Genomic DNA, 24,238 nt, shown 5'->3' on the forward strand with positions numbered 1-24,238 from the left:
GCTGGCTAATGTGCCGTGCCTCGATGTATAAGAGAAATTAATTATGCTGATCCTATATAAGGAAAAATGATGTGTTTGATTACAAGTTACTCGCGGCGCTGGCCGCTGTAGTCGAGCAGGGCGGTTTCGAGCGCGCCGCGCAAATGCTCGGGTTGTCGCAGTCGGCTGTATCCCAGCGGATCAAGTTGCTCGAGGCGCGAGTGGGTCAGCCGGTGTTGTTGCGCGAAACGCCCCCGCAAGCCACCGAAGTCGGCCGGCGTCTGCTCAACCATGTGCAACAGGTGCGATTGCTTGAGCGCGATTTGCAGGCACAGGTGCCGGCGCTCAACGAGGCAGGTTTGCCGGAGCGTTTGCGCGTGGCGCTCAACGCCGACAGTCTCGCCACTTGGTGGGCGCAAGCTGTGGCGCAGTTCTGCGCGGATAACCGCGTGGTGTTCGATCTGGTCGTCGAGGATCAGGACGTCGGGCTCAAGCGCATGCGCGGCGGCGATGTGGCGGCGTGCATTTGCGCCAGCGAGCGGCCGGTTGCGGGTGCCAGAAGCGTGCTGCTTGGGGCCATGCGTTATCGCGCATTCGCCAGCCCTGAGTTTATCGCGCGTCACTTCAGTTCAGGGGTGACGGCTGAAAAACTGGCGCAGGTGCCGGCCATTGTTTTCGGCCCGGATGACTTTCTACAGCATCGTTACATGGCCGCGTTGGGCGTGAACGGCGGCTTTGTTTATCACCTGTGTCCATCCTCCGAAGGTTTTGTGCGCATGACCTGCGCAGGGCTGGGCTGGGGCCTGATGCCAGAACTGCAGGTGCAGGCCGAGTTGGCGCGTGGCGAGTTGATTGAGTTGGTGGCCGATCAGCCGATTGATGTGCCGATCTACTGGCATCACTGGCGCAACGGTGGCGAGTTGCTTGATCGACTCACCCGGCGCTTGCAGCAAGTGGCTGGGATTATGCTGGTGAGTGCTTGAGACCACGGTGCGCACACGTACATTTCCCGCACAAAAAAGGCCCCTGATTATCAGGAGCCTTTGGCCTGCAACCAGGGTTTACATCAGGTTTTTCAGGTCGGAGCTGAACGTAGGATACGCGAACAACTGGCCCTTCAACTCGCTGCGAGTGATGTTGAAACGCATGGCCATGGCAATCAGGTTGATCAACTCCTCGCCCTGATGCCCGAGCATGTGCGCCCCTACAATCATGTCTGTGTCTTTATCGACAATCATCTTCGCCCACGCATGTTCGGCGAGCACGTTCTTGCTGGAGAACCAGCCGCTCATGTCGCTGTTGATAACCTCGACATTCAGCTTGGCATCAATGGCCTGCTGCTCGGTCAGGCCGACACTGCTCAGCGCCGGAATGGTGTAAACCGCTGTGGGCAACACGCGATAGTCGGTCTGGTGTTGCGGGGTTTCAAGAATGTTGCGCGCAACCACCTGGCCTTCGATGGTGGCGATTGGCGACAACTGAGCGGTGCTGGCGACGGCGTCACCGGCGACCCAAACGGCTGGGTTGCTGGTTGAGCGGAAGAATTCGTCGACCTGAATCGAATAACCCTTGTGCTCGACATTGCCGGCGTTCAGGTCCAGATCGTCAATGTTGGCGACGCGCCCGGCGCCATTGACCACCGCATCGGCCGTGAGGATCAGCGACTTGCCCTGATGCTCGATATGCACGCTCAGCAGCTCACCGTCGCGTGTAATCTTCATCACTTTGACGTCGGTCATGATGCTCACGCCCAGCGCTTCGGTGGCCTTCTGCAAGGCGGCGACGGCATCAGTATCCTGGCGCGGCAGTAATTGCGGCATCGCCTCGAGAATCGTTACTTTGACCCCGGCCCGCGCATAGACGTGGCTGAATTCCAGAGCGATGACGCCGCCACCGACAAAGATCATTTCCTTGGGCAACTCGGTATTGGCCAGTACATCGTCGGAGGTCATCATCAATTCCGCGCCGGAGATTGGCAGCGGGCGGGTTTTCGAGCCGGTGGCGATGATGATGTTGCGGGCCTGCAAGACCTGACCGTTGACTTCAACTTCGTTGGGCCCGACAAACTTGGCGCTGCCGGTGAATACCGTGCCGCGCTTCTCGGCCACGCCGAGCATGGCACCGGGGATGAAGTCGATCATCTGGTCTTTGCGGCCAATCAGCTGGGTCCAGTCGATGGTTGGCGCTGAAACGCTGATGCCGTGGCCGCTGGCCTTGTTGATCTCGTCGAGTGATTTGGCCGCAGCCACCAGCACCTTTTTAGGTGTGCAGCCACGATTCGGGCAGGTCCCACCGAATTCGGCCTGCTCGATAAAGGCCAGTTTCTGGCCGGCGGCGGCAAGAATTGAAGAGGCACCGAATCCTGCATTGCCTCCGCCAATAATGATGGCGTCAAATTTCATCGTCATATCCCTATCCGATTGAATGCGTGTTGCGGGTGGTTATCGCAATAACCTTAAAAAATGCCCGGAAATTATAAGCGTCGGCCTTGCGGCGCGGCTATCGGACTGAGACTGACGGTAGTAAGACTTTGTGCTGGTTACACATGAAAATGCAGCGTTGCCAAACGCCATGCAGAGCGTGCAGAGTGGCCGGCGTGCGCTGTCAGGTCGTAATTCTGGCGTGACAGGCCACGTAACCCGGCAGGCGGCACTGCTAGAGTGCGGCAAACAAAACAACAGGACATCACCCATGAAAATTCTGGTCACCGGTTCGAGCGGCTTTATTGGTGGGCGCTTTGCGCGATTTGCCCTCGAGCAGGGGCTTGAAGTGCGGGTCAATGGCCGTCGTCCTGAAGGCGTTGAGCATTTGGTCAAACGGGGCGCCGAATTTATTCAGGGTGATTTGTCCGATCCCGAGCTGGCGTTACGCCTCTGTGAAGACATCGATACGGTGGTGCATTGCGCGGGCGCTGTGGGTGTTTGGGGCAAGTACGAGCACTTCCATCAGGCCAACGTGGTCGTGACCGAAAACATTATCGAGGCGTGCCTGAAACGCCACGTTCGGCGTCTGGTGCATTTGTCGTCACCTTCGGTCTACTTCGACGGTCAGGCGCATGTCGGCATCAAGGAAGAACAGATTCCCAAGCGTTTCAGCGACCATTACGGCAAGACCAAGTATTTAGCCGAGCAGCAGGTTTTCGGTGCCCAGGAATTTGGCCTTGAAGTGCTGGCGCTGCGCCCGCGTTTTGTTACCGGTGCCGGCGATACCAGTATTTTTCCGCGCTTGATCAACATGCATCGCAAAGGCCGGCTTTCGATCATCGGCAATGGCCTGAACAAGGTCGATTTCACCAGCATGCAGAACCTCAACGACGCCTTGTTCAGTTGCCTGATGGCGACAGGTCCGGCGCTGGGCAAGGTCTACAACATCAGCAACGGCCAGCCGGTGCCGCTCTGGGATGTGGTCAATTACGTGATGCGCAAACTCGACATGCCCCCGGTCACCAAACATCTGCCATTTGGTCTGGCTTATAGTGCGGCGGCGCTGAACGAGGGCGTTTGCAAGTTGTTGCCGGGGCGTCCGGAGCCGACCATCTTTCGCCTGGGCATGGCGGTGATGGCCAAAGACTTCTCGCTGGATATCGGCCGCGCGCAGCAATACCTCGACTACGATCCGCAAGTCAGCGTATGGACCGCACTCGACGAGTTCTGCCAGTGGTGGAAAGCCGTACAGCCCAACTGAGTTAGCTGTAAACGCGCTGGCCGCGATACACCTTGTATGAGCCTGCACTGCCGGCATCCGCCGATTCGGCCGCAAGTTTGATCGGCGGTGCAGTCGGCTTCATGGGTGTGTCACTGATATTGGCCAGATGCTCGCCGAGTTCGCGGGTTTGCGGGTCGTTCGAGGCCATGCAGGCGCTGAGCATTGCGCTCACGGCATCCGGTTGGCTAAGGCGAATATCAACCGCGAGTTCTGCGCGCAACCGGCGGCGCAGGCTTTGCATACAATCGATTACCGCTTTGTTCAGTTCCATTGGCCTTCCTGTTATTGATTATGAGTCGCGCCTGCCCATTTGGGGCGTTCGCGACCTTACAGGCCTGTATGAGTCTTACAGGTCGAAGGTTTAGCATGTCGAACAATTACCGGGTCTTGTGCCCCGCCAAAGGGGACTGCAAAGCGTGTACCACTTCACTAACCGCGGAACTGTGGGGCTTTGTACCTGTCGATTGGGCGGGTCTGTGCGCTTGTTCAGTGCATGGCGCAAAGACTTTGCGCAACACTGATGCAGCGCCGCTGAGGCGTTATACTGTGCGCCGATTGCGCAATCGCTGAGCGTCCTGCGTTCGCTGCTGTTTCAGTGGCTCCAAGCTTATCTGTGTCCTTCCAAAGGTTTAAACATGCGTAACGATGCACACGACGAAATTGATCATGTTCCCAGCCTCTCTGCCAGAGCGCGCGAGGAGGATGATTTTTCCGAGCCTGTAGCAGCACCTGCCGCACAACGCCCGGTGCATGTGCGCGGCCCTGTGCGCAGCGAGCAGAAACCGGCGTCTACCGGCCCGCTCTGGGCGTTGGTCGGTGCGCTGACCATCGCCTTCGCCGGGCTTGGCTGGTGGAGTTTTCAGCAGATCAACCTGATGGAACAGCAACTGGTCGCCACGCAGGAAAGCTTTGCGCGAATCAGCGAAGAGGCAGCAGGGCGTATTCAGGATATTTCCGGCAAGGTTGTCGCGGCCGAGTCCAGCGTGACCTCCGGCAGCGAAGCGCTGAAGCTTGAGGTCAAACAACTGCAACGCAAGCTAGGCGAACTGGAAGGCCAGCAGCAGAAGGCTGTCGCCCAGCTAGCCGAACAGAACAAAGTGTTCGAGGCAGTTCAGGCTGATGTGAAATCGCAGCAGGGCGGCAGCACTAAACTTGCCGATGCATTGCAGGCATTGACCAGCGAACAGGCTGACCTCAAGAAACAACAAGCGGATCTGGTCGCAGCTCAAGGTGACGTGAGCAAATTGCAGAGCCAGCTCAAGAGCTTGAATGGCGATGTGACTGAATTGAAGAAAATCGGCAATCCGGGCGCTGATATTGAACGGTTGAGCCAGGATCTGCTGGTGCTGCGCAGTGAGTTCGACAATCAGCCTGCACCAAAGGCCGCACCGGCGCCGAAAAACAACACGGCTGAATTTGATGCCTTCCGCGCCCAGATGACCCGCAGCATTACGACCTTGCAGGCGCAGATTCGCAACCTGCAGGATCAAATCGACGCCAAGCGTTAAATTTATCATCGCCAATAAAAAACCGGGCCAGGCCCGGTTTTTTATTGCTGCCAGCTACCTGAGTAACGGGCTGCTGGTTACATCCGTGGGTAGTCGATGTAGCCGACAGGGCCAGAACCGTAGAAGGTTTCCGGATGCGGCTCGTTGAGCGGCGCATCAGCCTGCAAGCGAGCGGGCAGATCCGGGTTGGCAATGAACGGTATACCGAAGCCGATTGCATCTGCATTGCCGGCAGCCAGCCACTCGTTGGCTTGCTCTTTGCTGAAACGCTCATTGGCGATGAACATGCCACCAAATTGCTTTTTCAGGGCCGGGGTCAGGCTGTCTTCACCGGCCTTTTCACGGGTGAAGATGAACGCGATGTTGCGCTTGCCCAACTCGGCGGCAACATAGCCAAAGGTTTCACTGGCCTGCGAGTCGCCCATGTCATGCGAGTCGCCACGTGGCGCCAGATGCACACCTACCCGGCCAGCACCCCAGACGCCAATGGCGGCATCGGTGACTTCCAGCAGCAGGCGTGCACGGTTCTCGATCGAACCACCGTAGCGATCGGTGCGCTTGTTGGTGCTGTCCTGCAGGAACTGGTCGATCAGGTAACCGTTGGCGGCGTGGATTTCGACGCCATCAAAACCGGCCGCTTTGGCGTTTTCTGCGCCCTGACGATAAGCCTCGATAATGTCTTCGATTTCTTCGGTTTCCAGTGCGCGCGGAGTTGGGTAGTCACGCATTGGACGCAGCAGGCTTACGTGGCCCTTGGCCGCGATTGCGCTCGGTGCAACTGGGGGCTGACCGTCGAGGAAGCTCGGGTCGGAGATGCGCCCAACGTGCCACAGTTGCAAGACAATCTTGCCGCCATTGGCGTGCACAGCCTTGGTGATATTGCTCCAGCCACGTACCTGATCCGCTGACCAGATGCCGGGAGTGTTGGCATAGCCGACGCCCATCGGAGTGACGGCTGTCGCTTCGGTGATAATCAGGCCGGCGGACGCACGTTGCACATAGTATTCAGCCATCAGCGCATTGGGCACGCGGCCTTCATCAGCACGGGCACGGGTCAGCGGCGCCATGATGATGCGGTTGTTGAGTTCAAGGTCGCCGATTTTGATTGGATCGAACAGAGTAGGCATTGGGTAGCGCTCCATCAGGGTTATTCGTTGAGTGCAAAAAATGCTTGCGGGTTCAGTCTTGCGCGGTGCGTCAGAGCGTCGCGCGTTGGTTCTATTAAGCTGGCGGCTACGCCAACAACGCTTAAGGCAGTTACAGCGAGTTAAAGGGTGTTGTTCAATTCTTCGAGAAATGCCTGAATGGCCGCCTCGTCACGCTTGAAGAAGTGCCATTGGCCAATCTTCTTGCTGGTAATCAGTCCGGCGTTTTGCAGGGTGCGCAAATGTGCCGAGACACTGGATTGCGACAGACCCGTGAGCCGGTCAATCTTGCCGGCACAAACGCCGATTTCGAGCGGGTGGTCCTGGTCTGCAAAATACTCTTCCGGGTTTTTCAGCCAGTTGAGAATGTCTCGACGTACCGGATGCGCGAGGGCTTTGATAATCTCTTGGTGGTCGATGTGTGCTGTTTGCATGTCAGGTTCCGCCGGTTGCGTATCGCTATGGGACGAACTTTATATCGGGTCGGCCCGATATACCCTTCGATTCCAGCGATAGTGATCATTGATTGCGCTGATGGAACATCGCAGCCCTGCTGCACTCAACTTCTGTCGGGCACCATTGCCCGCTACACGGTATGAATTGGCCCATGAATTACCTTGCCCATTTGCATCTAGGTGGCAACGCGCCCGCGCAGTTGTTGGGGAGCCTGTATGGCGACTTCGTCAAAGGCCCGCTCACCGGCAAGTTCGCGCCAGATATAGAAGCCGCCATTCGTTTGCATCGGCGCATTGATGTGTTCACCGACAGCCACCCACTGCAACTTCAGGCCTGTGCGCGTTTTTCACTGACCCGCAGGCGCTATGCCGGGATCGTGCTGGATGTGTTCTTCGATCATTGCCTGGCGCAACGTTGGGCTGATTACGCCAGTGAGCCACTCGACCGGTTCACGAGCCGGGTTTACTCGGTGCTGGCCAATGAACCTGAGTTGCCGCTCAATCTGGCGCGCATTGCACCGCGTATGTCGGCGCAGGATTGGCTGGGCAGCTATGCCGACTTTGCGGTGTTGGAGCAGGTGATCTACGGGCTGCAACGGCGTTTGTCGCGCCCAGAGGAATTAGCTGACGCGATGCTGGAGCTGCAGCGGTTGTATCAACCGCTGCAGGAGGATTTTCAGGCGTTTTATCCACAGCTGCAGACGTTTGTCGCCGAGCAGCGGCGCTGTGAGGATTAAGCGGCGGCGCGTGGCTCGCAAGGTTGCGCCTGACCAAATAACGCGTCACTGACCGCCGTCTGGGTTCTGCGCGCCAGTTCATTGCGGTTGCCGCTGGCGCTGGCAATGGGCGTCAGCAACTGGATTTCGACTTCGCTGATATCGCTGCTGAACAGGCGCAACAGGTGCGAGAGCATGTCGTCATCACCAATAAACGGCGCAATCGTGTCGGGCTTGCCTTGGCGCGTGTAGCGGATGGCCACCGGTTGGATATCCACGGCGCTTTCAATCGCGCTGCTCAACAGGCGGCCATGAAAGGTGCGCACGGCGCTGCCGTCGGTGGTGGTGCCTTCCGGAAAAATCAGCAAATCATGACCGCTGCCCAAGTGCCGGCCGAGCTGCTGGTTGAGCAGGGCGCTGTCACCTGAACCCCGGCGGATGAACAAGGTTCCGGCTTTGCGTGCGAGCCAACCGGCAACCGGCCAGGTGCGTACTTCTGCCTTGGACAGAAACGACAGCGGGGCGATCATGCCGATCAGCGGAATATCGGTCCATGACACATGGTTACTCAGCCAGAGCATGGGCTTTTTCGGCAACTCGCCGCGAACGCTGACGCGAAACGGCAAGGCGGCGCTGAGGCGACTGAGGAACCAGCGGGTCAGGCGTTGACGCATGCTCAGCAAGTCGCGACGGCTGCAGCGCTCCATCAGGCTGACAATGGCGGCCATAAACGTGCCCAGACCGATCACGGCGAGCAGGCGCAGCAAGCGTAAATACAGGCGCAGTTTGATCATCAGGTATCCGTTGGGTTGGCTCTAGTCTGGCGGCACTTTTTACACAGTGGCGCGTCGACGCACAAGCAAACCCCTGAAAAGCACTGCACACGCGGCCTGTTTCAGCGGCTTGCCTGACGCGATTACACCGCGGCCTTGAAGTGGCGGGCGTAGCGTGGGCAGAGGTCATCACGCTTGAGCAGGATGAACACATCGGCAACTTGGAACTCCTTGTCCCAGCACGGCTCGCCGCAGATTTTTGCGCCCAGACGCATATACGCCTTGAGCAGGGGCGGCATTTCAGCAATCACGTTGGCGGGCACGCTCAGCGCCGGCAGCGGCTGCTTGGGCTCGGCGCGCAGGTGTTCGTTGCACAGATAACGTTCGCGCAGACGCTGCATGATTGCGTGGGCCTGCACGCCGCCGTCCTGCATGGGAATGCTGGCGCAGCCCATCAGGTAGCTGTAAGCGCCCTCATTGAGGATTTCTGCCAACTCGCTCCAGAGCACCGCAATCGTGCCGCCGTTGCGATAACCCAATGCGACGCAGGTGCGGCCAATTTCCAGTACCGGCCCTTGCAGGTGAACCAGACCGTGCAGGCTGAATTCTTCTTCGCTGTAGAAACGGCCCAAACCGGCGGCAGCCTGATGGTCGAGCAGGCGGGTGGTGGCGACCAATTCGCCGGTATTGAGGTCGCGCACACCGATGTGTTTGCAGTGAATGTCGTAGTCGTCCATGTCCAGGCCCAACTCGGCACCTTTGAGCTTGGCGTCAAATTCAGCACTGAAAACCCGATAGCGCAGGGCTTGCGCCTCTTGCAAAGCCGCAGGGCCGCTCAGACGTTCGGCCTGCAAACGACGTGCACTGGTGTTGGCTGCTTGTTGGATCATGGTCTTTCTCCGTTAGCCGATTCGGGCAAGTGCTGACTACGTCTTGCATTCGATCATTCTTGTTGGGCAAGCTCAGGCTAGAAACTGCGAGTGTCACCACCATGAACAATTCATGATGCTTGTGTGACATCGGCCCAAATGGTTTTCGGAGGTTGTTTATGTGCTGGCAAGAATTGTTGAGTCATCAGCCACGGCTCCCTGCTTATCCGTCGCTCGATCAGTGGTATGGCGCCTTGCTTGAACGGCTGCAGCAGCCGTCACCGCTGGCTCTGGCGATTCTTGGCGGGCGAGCGGCAGCCACTCCGGGCTTGGCTTTTCTGGCCGGTTACCAGGCGGCGTTGCGCGCACTCTGGCCATCTGCACCGTGGACACTTGGCGCCTTGTGCGTGACTGAAAACAAAAGTCTGCGCCCGGCCGACATGCAATCGCGTTTGTCGTGGTTGCACGTCAATGGTCGCAAAGACTTTGTCACCGCTGGCGATGCTGCCGACTGGCTGTTGGTGGTGGCGCGTGAGGAAGGACCGGATGAAGACGCGCCCCGCGTGGCGCTGGTCGTGGTGCAAACCAGCGGGCCCGGCGTGCGTCTGGAACAACTGCCGGCGCTACCGTTCATGCCGGATGTCAGCCATGCCCGGGTGCAGCTGGAAAGCGCCCCTTGCGAGCGCCTGGCCGGTGATGGCTGGAGCGATTACGCCAAGCCGTTTCGCACCATCGAAGACCTGCATGTGCTCAGCGCCATGAGTGCCTGGCTGTATGGCGTGGGCCAGACTTGCGACTGGCCGCAGCCCTTGCAGTTGCGTTTGCTGGCATTGCTGGCGGGTTGCAGCGAGGTATCGCGGTTGTGCGCTTCGAGTGCCGCTACGCACGTGCTGCTGGCGGGCCTGTTCGCACAGTTCGATGCATTGCAGGTCGAGATCGACGCTGCACTGGCAGCGGGACCGGCTGAGTGGGCGACGCTATGGAGTCGCGACAAAACTGTGATGAATGTCGCAAATTCGGCGCGCGCTCAGCGTTTGCACAAGGCGCTCGCCTCGCTCTAGCTCGCGGGGTTGATCCAGATCAGTAGTCGCATGGGTCGGACTCGCTAGAGTCGCGCGATTTTGCAGGAATAAAAATCATGCGCCGTGAGCCGATAGTGCTGTTCGAGAAAGACGGGCATAGCTGCCTGATGTTCGACGATTTGGTGAGCGGCGAGGGCGTGCAGTCCAATCAGTTCCTGATTATCGACAACGACCAATACCTGCTGCTCGACCCCGGCGGCGATCTGACTTACACCCCGCTGTCGCTGGGGTTGTCGCGGTTCATTCCGGTGCAGGACCTGACTTACATTTTTGCCTCGCATCAGGACCCGGACATCATCTCGTCGCTGGACAAATGGCTGCTGCACACGCGGGCCAAGGTCATCTGCTCCAAATTGTGGGCGCGCTTTCTGCCGCACCTGACGGCCAATTATCTGGCCATCAATCACGGTATCTCGACCTACGACCGGATTCTCGCGCTGCCGGATCGCGGCCTGAGTTTCAACCTCGGCAAATGCCAGCTCAAGGCTGTGCCCGCGCACTTTCTGCATTCGGTTGGCAACTTTCAGTTGTACGACCCGGTCAGCAAAATCCTGTTTTCCGGCGACATGGGCGCATCGCTGGTGGATGACGCAACGCCGGTGAGCGACTTCGCCAGCCACATCTCACACATGCGCGGCTTCCATCAGCGCTATATGGCCAGCAACAAGGTGTGCCGGCTGTGGGCGGCGATGGTGCGCGAGATGGATGTGGCGATGATCGTGCCGCAACATGGCCGCCCGTTCGTTGGGCCAGAAATGATCACTGCGTTCCTCGATTGGGTCGAGACGCTGGAGTGTGGATTGGATCTGATGGGGCCAGACGATTTTCGCTTGCCGCGTTAACCCAGTAACAACCTTGACCTATCGCGCCAAATAAGCCGCATTCACGGTATATATCGCGCTATTGAGGGTCATATTTCCCGTGCTAGGGTGCAGCTTCCCTTGCTGCCGAGCTGCTGCCATGCGTATCCCGCTTTTCCCGCGACTGACTCTTGCCCTGGCCTTGGCATTGCCCTGCAGTGCTGTGTTGGCCGCTGAGCGCTGGCCTGATCCGCATTGGAGCGCAGCGCCCGCCAGCACCAGCGCGGCCATTACCGCGCTGGAAGACTACGCCTTTCCGGTGCGCGATGATGAGGCCCGCAAAGGTGTGCGCACCGATGCGTTGCTGGTGATCCGCGATGGTCAGATTATTTACGAGCGTTACGCCGGGCCAACTACCGCCACCACGCCGCACCTGACCTGGTCGATGAGCAAAAGTCTGATGGCCAGCGTGCTCGGGGTTGCCTATGGCGAAGGGCGTTTCAAGTTAGATGCGCCCGTTGCCGCTTATTACGCGCCAATGGCTGAGCACCCGGGAATCAAGATGGGCCATCTGTTCAACTGGGCCTCCGGCCTTGCCTGGCAGGAAGGCTATGAATACGCGCCGCTGAAATCCTCGGTGGTCGGCATGTTGTACACCCGTGGGCGAACCGACATGGCCGCGTTCGCCGCGCAAACCCCGGCGGATGCCGAGCCGGGCCAGCGCTTTCGTTATTCCAGTGGCGACAGCAATATTCTCGCGGCGGCGCTGAAAAATATCGTCGGCGTCAAAGCCTATGCCGATTACCCGTGGACGGCGCTGTTCGAGCCGCTGGGAATCACCTCGGCCGTTTGGGAAACAGATACATCAGGCACCTTCGTGGGTTCTTCCTATGCCTACATGACGGCCCGCGATCTGGCCCGTGTCGGCTTGCTGATGGAGCGCCGCGGACGTTGGCATGATCAGCAATTGCTGCCCGATGCCTGGGTAACTTTCAACCTGACGCCGTTTGCCGGTTATCAAGCCGACGCTGAAAAGCCCGATGGCGCCGTGCCTGGTGCCCAGTGGTGGCTCAACAGCGCCGCGCCAACCGGCAGCAAGCCGTGGCCGGACGCACCAGACGATACCTTTGCCGCGCTCGGCCACTGGGGGCAGGGGATGTATGTGATGCCAGAGGAAAAGTTGGTCGTGGTGCGCTATGGCGATGACCGCGATGGCAGTTTCAAACACAACGAGTTGCTTAAACGTGTCACCGCCGCCTTTGGGCCAGGAGTCAAACCATGATCCGTCGTCATCCATGGTTGTCGATTTTGGCTGTGCTGGTGCTTATCGCGCTTGGCTGGGGCTGGACTAATCGCGCTGATCTGCAAGCGTTTCCGAGCATTATCGGGGCCTACTCGGCCAAGGAATATTGCTCGTGCCGCTATGTGATGAATAATCCGCCGAACTACTGCGAAGGCTACATCAAACAGTACATTCCGCTGAGCGAACTGCTTGATGATCAGGCCAGCAAGCGCGTGACTGCACGCGGGCTGGGCAGCACTCAAACAGCGCAATGGCAGGGCCAGCGTCAAGGTTGCCAATTGCTCGCGCAACCCGCTGCTACACCCGACAGTTAATATTTCACGGCGTTAACATTGCAGGGCTAAGCTCAAGTGACTTTGCAACGGGCACGCAGGCGGCTATCTTGAGGCTTGGAGTGCCATGCCCAAGGGATATTTATGCAACTGCTACGTGTTTTACTGCTGCTTGCCTGCAGTGTTGCCTTACCCGCTCACGCCAACTGGTATCTGGATAACGAGTCTTCGCGGATCGCGTTCGTCTCGACCAAGAACCAAAGCGTTGCCGAGCCTCAGCGCTTTCTCAAGCTGCACGGTAACGTCGATAAGCAAGGCAAGGTGCAGATGCGTGTCGAACTGGAGTCGATTGCCAGCGGCATTCCTTTGCGCGATGAGCGCATGCGCTCGATGCTGTTCGAGATAGATAAATATCCCGAAGCGACCATCGAGGCGCAAATCGACCTTGACCAACTGGCCACGCTGGCGCCGGGTGCGCAGCTGGAAATCCAGCAGCCCATGCAGATCAATCTGCACGGCAAACAGCAGCAGTACAGCGCCGAGTTGTTGATTACCCGGCTGGACTACCACCGTTTCCAGGCCGTGACGCTGAGCCCGCTGATTCTCAATATTGATGACTTTGCCTTGTCGCCGGGGCTTGAGGCCTTGCGCAACGCGGCCGGATTGAAGTCGATAAGCCCGGCGGTGCCGGTCAGTGTTGTCCTGATCTTCAGTCAACGCTGATGCCCGGTACAGTATTTGGCTGGCGCAGCGCTAACCGGTTCAACCTGCTCAACGATGGCCCGCAATTTTTTCCGCGCATGATCGCGGCAATCGATGCCGCGCAGCAGCAAGTGGAACTTGAGTTGTACCTGATCGAGAGCGGGCGCTGCGTCGAGTTGCTGGTTGCCAGCCTGTGTGCGGCCGCTCAACGCGGGGTGCAGGTGCGCTGTCTGTTCGACGATTACGGCGCGCAGGCATTGCATGCCAATGAACGCAAGCGCTTGAGCGATTGTGGCGTGCAGATACGCTGCTACAACCCGCTGCGCTGGCGTCACGGTATCCGTAACTTTTATCGTGACCACCGCAAGCTATTGCTGGTCGACGCCAACGTTGCCTTCACCGGCGGCACGGGCGCTACCGACGAGTTCTGGGTGCCGGATGACGCGCAGAGCCCGTGGCATGAAGTGATGGTCGAAATCAGTGGCCCATTGGTGGCGGACTGGCAATCTCTGTTTGAGCATCAGTGGCGAGCCAGCGTGGCCAAACTGAGCTGGATGCTGCGGCCCAGCAAACGCATCAAACAACCGCCAATACCGCCCGAGTCGGGTGATGGCCATGGCCGTGTGGCTTACGCCGATGCACGCCAGCATCGCGATATTCTGCAGGCACTGGTCCGCGCGGTGAGCAATGCCGAGCAGCGGGTGTGGCTGGCCACGCCGTATTTTCTGCCAACCTGGAAGGTGCGCCGGGCGCTGCGTAAAGCTGCCTCGCGGGGCATAGACGTGCGCCTGCTGTTGAGCGGGCGCAACACCGATCATCCCTCGGTACGCTACGCCGGCCAGCGTTATTACCCGCGTCTGCTGCGCTCCGGGATCAAGATATTCGAGTACCAGCCACGCTTTTTGCACCTGAAAATGGTGCTGGTCGATCAATGGGTCAGCCTCGGTTCTTGCAACTTCGACCACTGGAATATGCGCTTCAATCTGGATGCCAATCTGGAGGCCCTCGATTCGCGGCTTACTCAGCAGGTCGAACAATGTTTCATCGACGATTTCAGCCAGAGCCTGCAAGTGACCCACGAACTCTGGCAACAACGCCCATGGTGGAGCCGCCTGCAGCAGCGGTTGTGGGGCTGGCTCGACCGGGTTGTGGTCAATCTGCTCGACAGGCGCCGCTAAACGGCATGTTCAATTGCGCCGTGTAACGTAGTCGCGGGCTATTACCCGGCTACGCTTTAGCGGGGCAATACTTCTCTAAACCCAACCCCTGTGAGGAGAAAACCATGGCTGCGAAAAAGATTCTGATGCTGGTCGGTGACTACGTAGAAGACTACGAAGTGATGGTGCCTTTTCAGGCGCTGCAGATGGTCGGCCACACCGTACACGCTGTTTGCCCGGATAAAACCAGTGGCCAGTTCGTGCGCACCGCCATCCACGACTTTGAAGGTGACCAGACCTACAGCGAAAAGCCTGGCCACAACTTCGTGCTCAACTTCGACTTTGCCAAGGTCAAGGCCGAAGACTACGACGCGCTGGTGGTTCCCGGTGGCCGCTCGCCCGAGTACCTGCGGTTGAATGCGGATGTGCTGGCGCTGGTCAAGGCTTTGGCTGCTGCGGGCAAGCCGATTGCGGCTGTGTGCCACGGCGCGCAATTGCTCGCGGCTGCAGGTGTGCTTGAAGGGCGTGCGTGCAGTGCGTACCCGGCCTGTGCGCCAGAAGTACGTCTGGCCGGTGGCGAGTTCATCGACATTGCCGCCGATGAGGCGCATGTCGAGGGTAATCTGGCGTCGGCGCCAGCTTGGCCTGCGCATCCGAAATGGCTCGCTGGCTTCTTGCAATTGCTTGGCACCGAAATCAAGCTGTAACCAGAAACCGCAGACGCTGAGGTGATTTATGTGTGAGCTGTACGTTAAGGCCGACCCGATTCTGTACGAGTCGCGCTCGCGCTCGTTGCGTATTTGCGGCGTGGTCACCACTTTGCGCCTGGAAAACCAGTTCTGGGACATTCTGCGCGAAATCGCTGAAATTGACGGCATGACCACCAATCAGCTGATCACCAAGCTGTATGAGGAGGTTATGGATTACCGTGGCGAAGTGGTTAATTTTGCCTCGTTCCTGCGCGTCAGTTGCAGCCGTTATCTGGCGCAGCGGCGTGCGCCCACCACTGGCCTGAGCGTGGTGCAGGCGCGGGCCAATGCATAAGCGTTGAGCGGGCGGAAGTTTTGCAGCGTTATAAAAAAGACCGGCTGAGGCCGGTCTTTTTCTGCGCGTTGTTCAGGCAGGCATCAGAAGTCCGCGGAATTTTGCGGTGCGCCATCGCTGATGAACTTGCTGAGGAACTGGCGCGTGCGCTCTTCCTTGGGCGCGCCAAACAGGCTCTTGGCATCGCCCTGTTCGACGATGACACCCTTGTCGATAAAGATTGCCCGATTGGCAACATCACGGGCAAAGCTCATCTCGTGGGTGACAATCACCATGGTTCGCTGCTCCTGCGCCAATGCCCGAATCGTTGAGAGCACTTCGCCGACGAGTTCCGGGTCGAGCGCCGAGGTCGGCTCGTCAAACAGGATCACATCTGGCTGCATCGCCAACGCCCGGGCAATGGCGACGCGCTGTTGCTGGCCGCCGGACAAACGCTTCGGGTAGGCGTTTTCCTTACCCGCCAGACCCACTTTGGCAAGCAGGGCAATGGCGCGCTCAGTCACGGTTGCCAGCGGTTCCTTCTTGACGATCAGCGGCCCTTCAATCACGTTTTCCAGCGCAGTGCGGTGGGGGAACAGATTGAAGTTCTGGAACACAAAACCGACGTGCTGGCGCAGTTTACGAATCTTGCTTTGCTGCTTGCCCAGCGGCTTGCTGCTGTCGATTTCGATGTCGCCGACCTTGATGGTGCCACCGTCCGGGGTTTCAAGCAGATTGAGGCAACGCAGCAGGGTGGTTTTGCCCGAACCGCTGGGGCCGATGATGGCGACAATTTCACCGGCCTTCACCTCAAGATCGATGCCCTTGAGTACGGTTTGGCCATTGAATTGTTTGGTCAGGTTACGCACGGAAATCATCAGGAGTCCTGCTCGTGTCGGTTGACGCGCGCCTCAAGGCGGCTCTGAAAGTGCGACAGTAAAGTCGCCAGAATCCAGTAAATAAATGCCGCAGCCAGGTACATGGTGAAGATCTCGTAGGTGCGCGCCGTAATCAGCTGCGCCTGACGAAACAGCTCTGGCACCTGAATAGTCGCGGCCAGCGCCGTGTCTTTAACCAGCGAGATAAAGCTGTTGCCCAGCGGCGGCAGAGCGGTGCGCATTGCTTGCGGCAGAATCGAGCGGCGCAGTGTCTGCATCCGGTTCATGCCGATACTGGCTGCTGCCTCCCATTGGCCACGGTCGATCGAGGAGATCGCGGCGCGGAGAATTTCCGAAGTGTAGGCGGCCATGTTCAGCGAGAAGCCGACCAGTGCCGAAAGCAGCGGGCTCAGCTGGATACCGACCTGCGGCAACCCGTAGTAGATGATGAACAGTTGCACCAGCAAAGGCGTGCCGCGAAAGAACGAGACGTAGATGCGCGAGAGCCAGTTCAGCACCTTGAAGCGCGAGAGGCGCATCAAGGCGAACATGAAACCCAGCAGCAATCCAAAGAACATCCCGCCAATACTCAGGACAACCGTGTACATGGCGCCCTTGAGCAGGTAAGGCGCCGAGTCCATCGCAAGCTGTAGGCTTTCTTCGATCATTGGGTGACGTCAGACTTGAACCATTTTTCGGAAATAGCCTTGAGGCTGCCGTCTGCGCGCATTTCGGCCATGGCCTTGTCGATCGCGGCGAGCAGTTCCGGGTCGCCCTTGCGCATGGCAACTGCAGACTCCTGACGTGAGAACGGTTCACCAGCCACGGCCATCTTGCCCGAGGTTTTTTCAACCATTTCGAAGGCTGCCAGACGATCCACCAGAATCACATCCAGACGGCCAACCATCAGGTCCTGGAATTTGGTCGGGTCATCGTCGTAGGTTTTGATGTCGGCTTGCGGCACATTCTCTTTCAGCCAGGTCTCGTAAGCGGTGCCCAGACCCACGCCGACGCGCTTGCCGGCCAGATCAGCGGGTTGCTTGATACTGTCGGCCTCACCTTTACGTGTCAGTGCCTGAATGCCGGATACGGTGTAGGGCGTCGAGAAATCATATTTCTTCTTGCGCTCGTCGGTGATGGTCACCTGATTGATCACCACATCCAGACGTTTGGATTCGAGGGCGGCGAGAATGCCATCCCACTTGGTCGGTTGAAACGCAGCTTCAACGCCAAGCTTGGCCGCAAGCGCTTTGGCGAAGTCCACTTCGAAGCCGGTCAGTTTGCCATCCGCATCCTGAAAGTTGAACGGCGGGTAAGTGCCCTCAAGGCCAATCTGGATTTTCCCCGTGCTCTTGATGTGCTCAAGCAGTTCGGCGGCATAGGTGCTGCTGATCATGCTGGAGCCGAGAATCAGGCCCAGGCTGGTGATCAGGAAATGGCGACGCAAAGTAGCTAGCTTCATAGTGTCACTCGCTTAGGCTGGTGTGCCCGCAGCTTGGCTGCGAGGGGTGGTACAAAATAATCAGAAGTCGCCCATACGACCAATGAACGGGATTAATAGCCGTTATCAACCTGCGGCAGGGTGATACGCGAACAAGGCCGGCGAGCCTCCGGTGTGAAGAAACAGCACTGGCCCTGTTGCAAACTGTTGGTTGGCAATGCCGTCAAGCAAACCGGCGAAGGCTTTGCCGGTGTAAACCGGGTCCAGTAGCAGTCCTTCGGTGGCAGCCAGCAAACTGATTGCTTGCAGTGTAGCTGCATTGGGCTCGCCATAACGTGGAGCGAAATAGCCATCCCAAAGTTCAATTTGCAGGGCATCCGGCACGGCGATATTCAGCAGTTCTGCCGTGCGTTGCAGCAAACCTTCAACCTTGGGGCGCTGCGCAGCGTCGGTGCGTGAAACGGTGACTCCAACCACGCGAGTACCGGGCAAAGCGTATTCGAGTGCGAGCGCCAGGCCGCTGTGCGTGCCGGCCGAACCCGAGGCCAGAACCACGGCTGAGAACTGCTCGCCGGTGAGTTTGATCTGCTCGGCAAGCTCAAGCCCGGCGCGGACGTAGCCCAGTGCGCCGAGCGCGTTGGAGCCGCCAATCGGCACGATGTAGGGTTTGCGTCCGTTCGCGCGCAAGCGATCGGCGGCCTCTTGCAGTTGCTCATCGGCGTTGTCGAGGTTAGCGACGTGTTCAACTTCACAGGTAAACAGGTCGAGCAACAGACGGTTGCCGTTGCTCTGATAGTTGCGGTCGCTGCTGGCAATCGGGTTCTCCAGCAGCGCCAGGCATTTGAGGCCGAGGCGTGCTGCGATGGCGGCGGTTTGGCGAACGTGATTGGACTGGATCGCACCCGCCGTTACCAGCGTATCGGCGTTTTGTGCCAAGGCATCGGCTGCCAAAAACTCGAGTTTGCGAACCTTGTTGCCACCCAGGGCGAACGGCGTGATGTCGTCGCGTTTAACCCAGACATCGGTGCCCAGCTGGCTCGAAAGGCGTTCGAGTTTCTCCAGTGGTGTTGGGGTGTTAACCAATGGCAGGCGCGTGAATTTCGAAAGGGAAGTGCTGAGCATCATCAGAATTCTGTGCAGGTTTAAAGATTCAACTCTAGCCCAAGACCGGTCTGCGCAAAGGATTGCTGTTGGATCGTGAGATATTGAGTTGGCGTGGGCCATTATTATGACAGGCCGGGGCCTGCGTTTCGGATGCAGGTGCGGCTGCCCGAACGGGTTGCCGGGCAGGCCAGAGGTGCAGCGGGTTTTAGGTGCCCGAATTCATTGCGCACGATTCGCCAATTTGGCGAAGGGCAATGTCAGGCGCACAGGGTTAAACCGAGTGATTGAATAGGGTCAGCGTCCTTGCCGATGTAGCTGTCTGCGGCGGCGCTTTCGAGCATGAGCTCTGTGTTGCGCCGCCGAGAAGAAACTGGGGAGCGGGATGTAAACCAAGCCTGCATTGAGCGCAGCCAAGTCCCACAAGGACCAGTCTAAGCCGTTATCAAGTGCCAGTGCAACGCGTTTTGTCCGCGAATGTCCGCACGCGTTTGCTGTGCTCGCCGACACGCTTGAGCAATTGGCGGCAGGTGACACTCTGGTCACGGCTGCTCAGTGCGGCCCGTGAACCTTGCGAGTTGATGGGTTGGAAAAAGGCTTGGCGCTGTTGCTCAGAAGCGCGAAAGCCCGGCACGGGGCCGGGCTTTCGTGGTGTCGCTGACGGCGCAGGGATGAGCTGCGCCGAATACAAAGCAGTGACTCAGGCTTACTGAACTTCTACCGCCAGGCTGTCGGCGATTTTCTTGTTCCAGATGGCCGGGCCGGTGATGTGCACCGACTCACCCGAAGTATCGACCGCCACCGTAACCGGCATGTCTTTAACTTCGAATTCGTAGATGGCTTCCATACCCATTTCTTCAAATGCCAGGACTTTCGACTTCTTGATGGCCTGAGCCACCAGATACGCCGCGCCGCCGACTGCCATGAGGTAAACCGCTTTGTGGTCCTTGATCGCTTCGATAGCAATCGGGCCGCGCTCGGATTTACCAATCATGCCCAGCAGGCCGGTTTGCTCAAGGATCTGACGGGTGAACTTGTCCATCCGCGTTGCGGTAGTCGGGCCAGCCGGGCCAACCACTTCGTCGCCTACCGGATCAACCGGGCCGACGTAGTAAATGAAGCGACCTTTAAGGTCGACCGGCAGTTGCTCGCCCTTGTTGAGCATTTCGACCATACGCTTGTGCGCCGCATCGCGACCGGTGAGCATCTTGCCGTTGAGCAGAATGGTCTCGCCCGGCTTCCAGCTCTGTACGTCTTCCGGGGTCAGCGTGTCGAGGTCAACACGGCGTGCGCTTGGGCCCGCTTCCCAGACGATTTCCGGGTAGGCGTCCAGCGACGGCGCTTCCAGTTCGGCCGGGCCGCTGCCGTCGAGCACGAAGTGAGCGTGACGGGTGGCTGCGCAGTTCGGGATCATGCACACCGGCAAGGACGCTGCGTGCGTCGGGTAATCCATGATCTTGACGTCGAGAACGGTGGTGAGACCGCCCAGACCTTGAGCGCCGATGCCCAGTTGGTTGACCTTCTCGAACAGCTCAAGACGCAGCTCTTCGATGCGGTTCTGCGGGCCGCGGGCCTTGAGTTCGTGGATGTCGATGGACTCCATCAACACTTCCTTGGCCATGACGGCGGCCTTTTCGGCAGTACCGCCGATACCAATGCCGAGCATGCCCGGCGGACACCAGCCTGCGCCCATGGTCGGAACTGTTTTCAGCACCCAGTCGACGATCGAGTCGGACGGGTTGAGCATGGCCATCTTCGACTTGTTCTCAGAGCCGCCGCCTTTGGCTGCGACATCAACTTCAACTTTGTCGCCAGGGACGATCGAGAAGTGGATCACTGCCGGGGTGTTGTCGCGGGTGTTTTTACGTGCGCCAGCCGGGTCGGCGAGGATCGATGCACGCAGCACGTTCTCTGGCAGGTTGTAGGCGCGGCGAACACCTTCGTTGATCATGTCTTCAACGCCCATGGTGGCGTCGTCCCAACGAACATTCATGCCCACGCGGACAAACACGGTGACGATCCCGGTGTCCTGACAGATCGGGCGGTGCCCTGTGGCACACATGCGCGAGTTGATCAGAATCTGCGCCATCGAATCACGGGCCGCCGGGGATTCTTCGCGCAGGTATGCTTCATGCATAGCCTGAATGAAGTCTGTCGGATGGTAATAGGAGATGAACTGCAGTGCGTCGGCAACGCTCTGAATCAGGTCGTCTTGCTTGATCACGGTCATGCTTGGCGCTCCTTTGATTGGGCAGGAACTTATGGACGCGCCGGAAGAAATCGACGCATTAGGCGTAAAAAAAGGGGAGGCATTATAGCGCGTGCGATTGATGGCTAACAGCTAACTAATTATTTGGCTACGCTTGGCTGACAACATAGTCAAGATCAGGCTACAGTAGCGGCGATTTGCCACTAGTGCATGGAATTCTAATAATGAGTGACTTGGAAGCACCGTCAAAGTCATTGCAGAGGCTGTTGCTGCGGCGATTCAGCATGGCGGCTGCAACCTATTGTCTGATAGCTTTCTTGTGCACTGTGGCTTACCTCACCGATCTGGTGACCGCATCTCTACCGGCCTTATTCATTCTCTTAGGTTGCGTGCTGGCCGGGCAGGTTGTGTTTTTCTGGCTGTTTATCAGCGAGCGCAATCAGTATTTTGATGACCCCAGTCTGACCGAAGCGCAGGTTCTCTTCGGGATCACCTGCCAGCATGCCCTGCTGGCAATTTCTACTGATGAACGTGGCACTTTCTTGGTGTTCTATGCACTGATTTTGCTCTTCGGTGTGTTCCAGTTGCGCTCAGCGGTGTTCTGGCGTTGCACGCTCTATGCGCTGTTCGGTTTTATTGCCCTGAATCTGTATCAGGCCTACAACTTCACCCTTGGCAGTGTCAGTCAGGCCATCCTGCAAGTTGCCACACTCACTGTGGTCTTGCTCTGGTTGGGTTTGTTTGCCAGCTATCTGCAGTCCATGCGTCAGCGTATGCGCCAGCGCCGGGTTGCGTTGCAGGCGCATCAGGACACATTGCGCGGCATGATGCGCCAGCTTGAAGATCTGGTTGCAACCGATGAACTCACCGGGCTGTGTAACCGGCGCAACTTTATCCGGCTGGCCACGCGTGAGTTGAAGTTCCTGCGTCACGGCCGCCAGCATGGCCTGGCGTTGATTGACCTCGATTACTTCAAACGCATCAACGACGCCCATGGGCACGCCGCTGGCGACCGGGTTCTACAAACATTTGCCGGCGTCGCGCAGTCGTGTTTGCGTGAAGGCGACATCATTGCCCGTTACGGTGGCGAGGAATTTGTTTTACTGTTGCCTAATACCGACGCAGATCAGTTCACCGCGTGTTGTGAGCGCCTGCGTGAAGCCTTCAGTAACGCCGAACCCGTGGGTGTGAAAATCAATAATCTGAGCCTTTCGGTTGGCATGACGTTGCTAACTGCACACGACGATCTGGATGACGCCCTGCACCGCGCCGATCAGGCGCTGTACCAAGCCAAGCGCGATGGCCGCAATCGCTGTTCGGCGGCTTGGGAAGATGCAGATGCCTGACCTTCGGGTGGGCGACCAACTGCTGACTGTGGCGCCCGCAACCAATCTGCTTGATGCCTTGCTCAGTGCCGATATTCGCGTGCCTTACAGTTGCCGGGCCGGCAGTTGTCATACCTGTATGGTGCACTGCGTGAGCGGCGAGTTGGCCGATGCCAAGCCTGATGCACTGGATGCCCAGCGCCGACAGCAAGGCTGGCGTCTGGCTTGCCAATGTCAGGTGCAGGGCGATGTGCAGATCGAACTGTTCAACCCGCTTAACGATGCGCGCCCGGCCACGGTGCACAGCTGCGACTGGTTGAGCAGTCGCGTCTTGCGCCTGCGCTTAACACCAGCGCGACCTTTCAGTTATGAGCCCGGCCAGCATCTGCTGCTGTGGATAAATCAGCAAATTGCCCGGCCGTATTCGCTGGCCAGTTTGCCGGATGAAGATCCGTGGCTGGAGTTTCACATCGATTGTCCGGAGCAGGGCGCTTTCACCTCGCTTGCCCGTCAATTACAGCCGGGCGACAGTGTGGCTTTGGGTGAGCTGCGCGGTGGAGCCTTGCATTACGACCCGGACTGGCAAGCCAAGCCGCTGTGGTTGTTGGCATCCGGCACCGGCTTGGCGCCGCTTTCTGGGGTGTTGCGCGAAGCCTTGCGGCAAAACCATCAGGCTGAAATACGCTTGCTGCATCTCGCCTCAGCCGGGCAGCACTACTTGGCCGAGTCGTTAAAAACATTGGCCAACGCCCATCCACAGCTGCACGTGAGTTGCGTGACGGCGGCCGAGTTGCCAGCGGCTTTGGCCGGTCTACGGCTTGTTTCCCGGCAAACTCAGGCTTTACTCTGCGGTCATCCTGAGCAGGTTGAGAGCTTCGCCCGGCGCTTGTATCTGGCCGGCGTACCCCGCAACCAGGTGTTTACCGATTTATTTGTGCCTCACGCGCGCTGAAAGCCACTTTCGGGGCGAGGCATGCATCGCCCTTGAACAATAATAGCGAGATGTGAGTGATGAATGATCATGTGCAGGTGGAGCGTAACGCCGGGTTGGTTACCTTGCGCCTCAACCGCCCCGAAAAGAAAAACTCCCTGACCAACGCCATGTACGGCCAGCTCGCCGAAGCCCTGCGCAGCGCCGATGCCGACAGTTCAGTGCGCGCGGTATTGATTACCGGCGGCGATGACTGTTTTACCAGCGGCAATGACGTTGCCGATTTCCTGCAAAACCCGCCGCGTGACATGAGCAGTAACGTGTTCCATTTCATGCTTGCGCTCTTTGAGTTCAGCAAGCCGGTTGTCGCAGCTGTATGCGGGCCTGCCGTGGGCATTGGCACAACCCTGCTACTGCATTGCGATCTGGTGTATACCCAGCGCGACGCGCTGCTGCGCATGCCTTTCGTCAATCTCGGCCTGTGTCCCGAGTTCGGCTCGAGCCTGATCCTGCCGCAGATGTTGGGCCATGCAAAAGCTGCAGAGCTGCTGTTACTGGGTGAAAGCTTCAGTGGCGCGCAGGCCGCGCAGTGGGGCATTGCCAATCAGGCGTTGGAAGACAGTCAGGCGACTCATGCCAAGGCGTTGGAAATGGCCATGCGTTTTGTCCAGCTACCGCCGTCGGCACTGGCGGACAGCAAGCGATTGATGCGTTCACCGGATCGGCAGAAATTGCGCGAGGTGATCGAAGAAGAAGGGGCGTTGTTCTGCAAGCGCCTGCACTCGCCGGAAGCGCGTGAGGCAATGACAGCATTCATGCAGCGCAGACAGCCTGATTTCTCTCAATTCAGTTAATCAGGCGTTT

The 24,238-nt window shown here is 58.5% G+C and carries 26 protein-coding genes; 15 read left to right on the forward strand and 11 right to left on the reverse strand.

Annotation, left to right across the window (positions count from 1 at the left end):
* The first annotated feature begins 71 nt into the window (after window positions 1-71).
* Entirely contained in the window at window positions 72-962 is an 891-nt protein-coding gene (locus PMYSY11_RS05665) for a LysR family transcriptional regulator ArgP (protein ID WP_150548553.1), read from the forward strand.
* Between the two features lie 78 nt (window positions 963-1,040).
* On the opposite strand, the gene PMYSY11_RS05670 is transcribed toward PMYSY11_RS05665, so the two are convergent.
* Window positions 1,041-2,381 carry a dihydrolipoyl dehydrogenase family protein gene (locus PMYSY11_RS05670; protein WP_239655541.1) on the reverse strand — a complete coding sequence of 447 codons (1,341 nt, stop codon included), beginning with the start codon at window positions 2,379-2,381 and terminating at the stop codon, window positions 1,041-1,043.
* 289 nt (window positions 2,382-2,670) lie between these two features.
* On the opposite strand from PMYSY11_RS05670, the gene PMYSY11_RS05675 reads away from it, so the two are divergent.
* Window positions 2,671-3,663, forward strand: coding sequence for an NAD-dependent epimerase/dehydratase family protein (locus PMYSY11_RS05675; protein ID WP_150548555.1), 993 nt, complete (start codon window positions 2,671-2,673; stop codon window positions 3,661-3,663).
* A gap of 1 nt (window position 3,664) precedes the next feature.
* On the opposite strand, the gene PMYSY11_RS05680 is transcribed toward PMYSY11_RS05675, so the two are convergent.
* Window positions 3,665-3,955 (reverse strand): hypothetical protein, encoded by a 291-nt coding sequence (locus PMYSY11_RS05680; protein ID WP_069897818.1) that lies wholly within the window; start codon window positions 3,953-3,955, stop codon window positions 3,665-3,667.
* Between the two features lie 364 nt (window positions 3,956-4,319).
* Here PMYSY11_RS05680 and PMYSY11_RS05685 point away from each other — a divergent pair, with 364 nt between their 5' ends.
* Window positions 4,320-5,192 (forward strand): ATPase, encoded by an 873-nt coding sequence (locus tag PMYSY11_RS05685; RefSeq protein WP_069897817.1) that lies wholly within the window; start codon window positions 4,320-4,322, stop codon window positions 5,190-5,192.
* A gap of 77 nt (window positions 5,193-5,269) precedes the next feature.
* On the opposite strand, the gene PMYSY11_RS05690 is transcribed toward PMYSY11_RS05685, so the two are convergent.
* Window positions 5,270-6,319, reverse strand: coding sequence for an alkene reductase (locus PMYSY11_RS05690; protein WP_150548556.1), 1,050 nt, complete (start codon window positions 6,317-6,319; stop codon window positions 5,270-5,272).
* A gap of 140 nt (window positions 6,320-6,459) precedes the next feature.
* Window positions 6,460-6,771, reverse strand: a complete 312-nt coding sequence (locus PMYSY11_RS05695) for an ArsR/SmtB family transcription factor (RefSeq protein WP_150548557.1) — start codon at window positions 6,769-6,771, stop codon at window positions 6,460-6,462.
* A gap of 173 nt (window positions 6,772-6,944) precedes the next feature.
* Between PMYSY11_RS05695 and PMYSY11_RS05700 the strand changes: the two genes are divergently transcribed.
* The gene (locus PMYSY11_RS05700; protein WP_150548558.1) at window positions 6,945-7,529 is read left to right on the forward strand and encodes an acyl carrier protein phosphodiesterase; all 585 of its coding nucleotides are present in this window, start codon (window positions 6,945-6,947) and stop codon (window positions 7,527-7,529) included.
* Here the strand turns inward: PMYSY11_RS05700 and PMYSY11_RS05705 are convergent.
* Both PMYSY11_RS05705 and olsB read right to left on the reverse strand, forming a co-directional pair.
* Window positions 7,526-8,302, reverse strand: a complete 777-nt coding sequence (locus PMYSY11_RS05705; protein ID WP_150548559.1) for a lysophospholipid acyltransferase family protein — start codon at window positions 8,300-8,302, stop codon at window positions 7,526-7,528. The two genes, PMYSY11_RS05700 and PMYSY11_RS05705, sit on opposite strands and share 4 nt — an antisense overlap.
* A 122-nt stretch (window positions 8,303-8,424) precedes the next feature.
* A complete protein-coding gene (gene olsB, locus PMYSY11_RS05710; RefSeq protein WP_069897812.1) occupies window positions 8,425-9,171 on the reverse strand; it encodes an L-ornithine N(alpha)-acyltransferase in 747 nt (248 codons plus the stop codon).
* 158 nt (window positions 9,172-9,329) lie between these two features.
* On the opposite strand from olsB, the gene PMYSY11_RS05715 reads away from it, so the two are divergent.
* The 8 genes from PMYSY11_RS05715 (at window position 9,330) to PMYSY11_RS05750 (ending at window position 15,510) form a co-directional block, all read left to right on the forward strand.
* Window positions 9,330-10,211, forward strand: a complete 882-nt coding sequence (locus PMYSY11_RS05715; RefSeq protein ID WP_150548560.1) for an acyl-CoA dehydrogenase family protein — start codon at window positions 9,330-9,332, stop codon at window positions 10,209-10,211.
* A gap of 77 nt (window positions 10,212-10,288) precedes the next feature.
* Window positions 10,289-11,074, forward strand: coding sequence for an oxygen-binding di-iron domain-containing protein (locus PMYSY11_RS05720; protein WP_150548561.1), 786 nt, complete (start codon window positions 10,289-10,291; stop codon window positions 11,072-11,074).
* Window positions 11,075-11,192: 118 nt separating this feature from the next.
* A complete protein-coding gene (locus tag PMYSY11_RS05725) occupies window positions 11,193-12,314 on the forward strand; it encodes a serine hydrolase domain-containing protein (protein ID WP_150548562.1) in 1,122 nt (373 codons plus the stop codon).
* Window positions 12,311-12,649, forward strand: a complete 339-nt coding sequence (locus PMYSY11_RS05730) for an amidase (RefSeq protein WP_150548563.1) — start codon at window positions 12,311-12,313, stop codon at window positions 12,647-12,649. Before PMYSY11_RS05725 ends, PMYSY11_RS05730 begins: the two co-directional genes overlap by 4 nt.
* 102 nt (window positions 12,650-12,751) lie before the next feature.
* On the forward strand, window positions 12,752-13,330 hold the full coding sequence (locus PMYSY11_RS05735) for a YceI family protein (protein WP_150548564.1): 579 nt from the start codon (window positions 12,752-12,754) through the stop codon (window positions 13,328-13,330).
* Window positions 13,330-14,487: a phospholipase D-like domain-containing protein gene (locus tag PMYSY11_RS05740; protein WP_069897806.1), complete on the forward strand. Its 1,158-nt coding sequence runs from the start codon at window positions 13,330-13,332 to the stop codon at window positions 14,485-14,487. Before PMYSY11_RS05735 ends, PMYSY11_RS05740 begins: the two co-directional genes overlap by 1 nt.
* A gap of 104 nt (window positions 14,488-14,591) precedes the next feature.
* Window positions 14,592-15,173 (forward strand): DJ-1/PfpI family protein, encoded by a 582-nt coding sequence (locus tag PMYSY11_RS05745; RefSeq protein WP_069897805.1) that lies wholly within the window; start codon window positions 14,592-14,594, stop codon window positions 15,171-15,173.
* Between the two features lie 28 nt (window positions 15,174-15,201).
* Window positions 15,202-15,510, forward strand: coding sequence for a ribbon-helix-helix domain-containing protein (locus PMYSY11_RS05750; RefSeq protein ID WP_150548565.1), 309 nt, complete (start codon window positions 15,202-15,204; stop codon window positions 15,508-15,510).
* Between the two features lie 83 nt (window positions 15,511-15,593).
* On the opposite strand, the gene tcyN is transcribed toward PMYSY11_RS05750, so the two are convergent.
* From tcyN to PMYSY11_RS05775, 5 genes are all read right to left on the reverse strand, one after another.
* On the reverse strand, window positions 15,594-16,367 hold the full coding sequence (gene tcyN / locus PMYSY11_RS05755; protein WP_150548566.1) for an L-cystine ABC transporter ATP-binding protein TcyN: 774 nt from the start codon (window positions 16,365-16,367) through the stop codon (window positions 15,594-15,596).
* The gene (gene tcyL / locus PMYSY11_RS05760; RefSeq protein WP_069897802.1) at window positions 16,367-17,035 is read right to left on the reverse strand and encodes a cystine ABC transporter permease; all 669 of its coding nucleotides are present in this window, start codon (window positions 17,033-17,035) and stop codon (window positions 16,367-16,369) included. Before tcyL ends, tcyN begins: the two co-directional genes overlap by 1 nt.
* Window positions 17,032-17,829, reverse strand: coding sequence for a cystine ABC transporter substrate-binding protein (gene tcyJ, locus PMYSY11_RS05765; protein ID WP_069897801.1), 798 nt, complete (start codon window positions 17,827-17,829; stop codon window positions 17,032-17,034). The genes tcyL and tcyJ overlap by 4 nt, the downstream gene beginning before the upstream one ends.
* A 105-nt stretch (window positions 17,830-17,934) precedes the next feature.
* The gene (locus PMYSY11_RS05770; RefSeq protein WP_150549658.1) at window positions 17,935-18,930 is read right to left on the reverse strand and encodes a D-cysteine desulfhydrase; all 996 of its coding nucleotides are present in this window, start codon (window positions 18,928-18,930) and stop codon (window positions 17,935-17,937) included.
* A 685-nt stretch (window positions 18,931-19,615) separates the two neighbouring features.
* Window positions 19,616-21,139 carry a fumarate hydratase gene (locus PMYSY11_RS05775; protein WP_069897794.1) on the reverse strand — a complete coding sequence of 508 codons (1,524 nt, stop codon included), beginning with the start codon at window positions 21,137-21,139 and terminating at the stop codon, window positions 19,616-19,618.
* Window positions 21,140-21,342: 203 nt separating this feature from the next.
* Here PMYSY11_RS05775 and PMYSY11_RS05780 point away from each other — a divergent pair, with 203 nt between their 5' ends.
* Genes PMYSY11_RS05780 through PMYSY11_RS05790 form a run of 3 tightly spaced genes read left to right on the forward strand, consistent with a single transcriptional unit; the run spans window position 21,343 to window position 24,228 of the window.
* A complete protein-coding gene (locus tag PMYSY11_RS05780) occupies window positions 21,343-22,464 on the forward strand; it encodes a GGDEF domain-containing protein (protein WP_150548568.1) in 1,122 nt (373 codons plus the stop codon).
* Window positions 22,457-23,395 (forward strand): iron-sulfur-binding ferredoxin reductase, encoded by a 939-nt coding sequence (locus PMYSY11_RS05785; protein WP_150548569.1) that lies wholly within the window; start codon window positions 22,457-22,459, stop codon window positions 23,393-23,395. Before PMYSY11_RS05780 ends, PMYSY11_RS05785 begins: the two co-directional genes overlap by 8 nt.
* A 59-nt stretch (window positions 23,396-23,454) precedes the next feature.
* The gene (locus tag PMYSY11_RS05790) at window positions 23,455-24,228 is read left to right on the forward strand and encodes an enoyl-CoA hydratase (RefSeq protein ID WP_150548570.1); all 774 of its coding nucleotides are present in this window, start codon (window positions 23,455-23,457) and stop codon (window positions 24,226-24,228) included.
* Window positions 24,229-24,238: the final 10 nt, after the last annotated feature.

It is taken from the genome of Pseudomonas marincola, assembly GCF_900682675.2.
Lineage (GTDB): Bacteria > Pseudomonadota > Gammaproteobacteria > Pseudomonadales > Pseudomonadaceae > Aquipseudomonas > Aquipseudomonas marincola.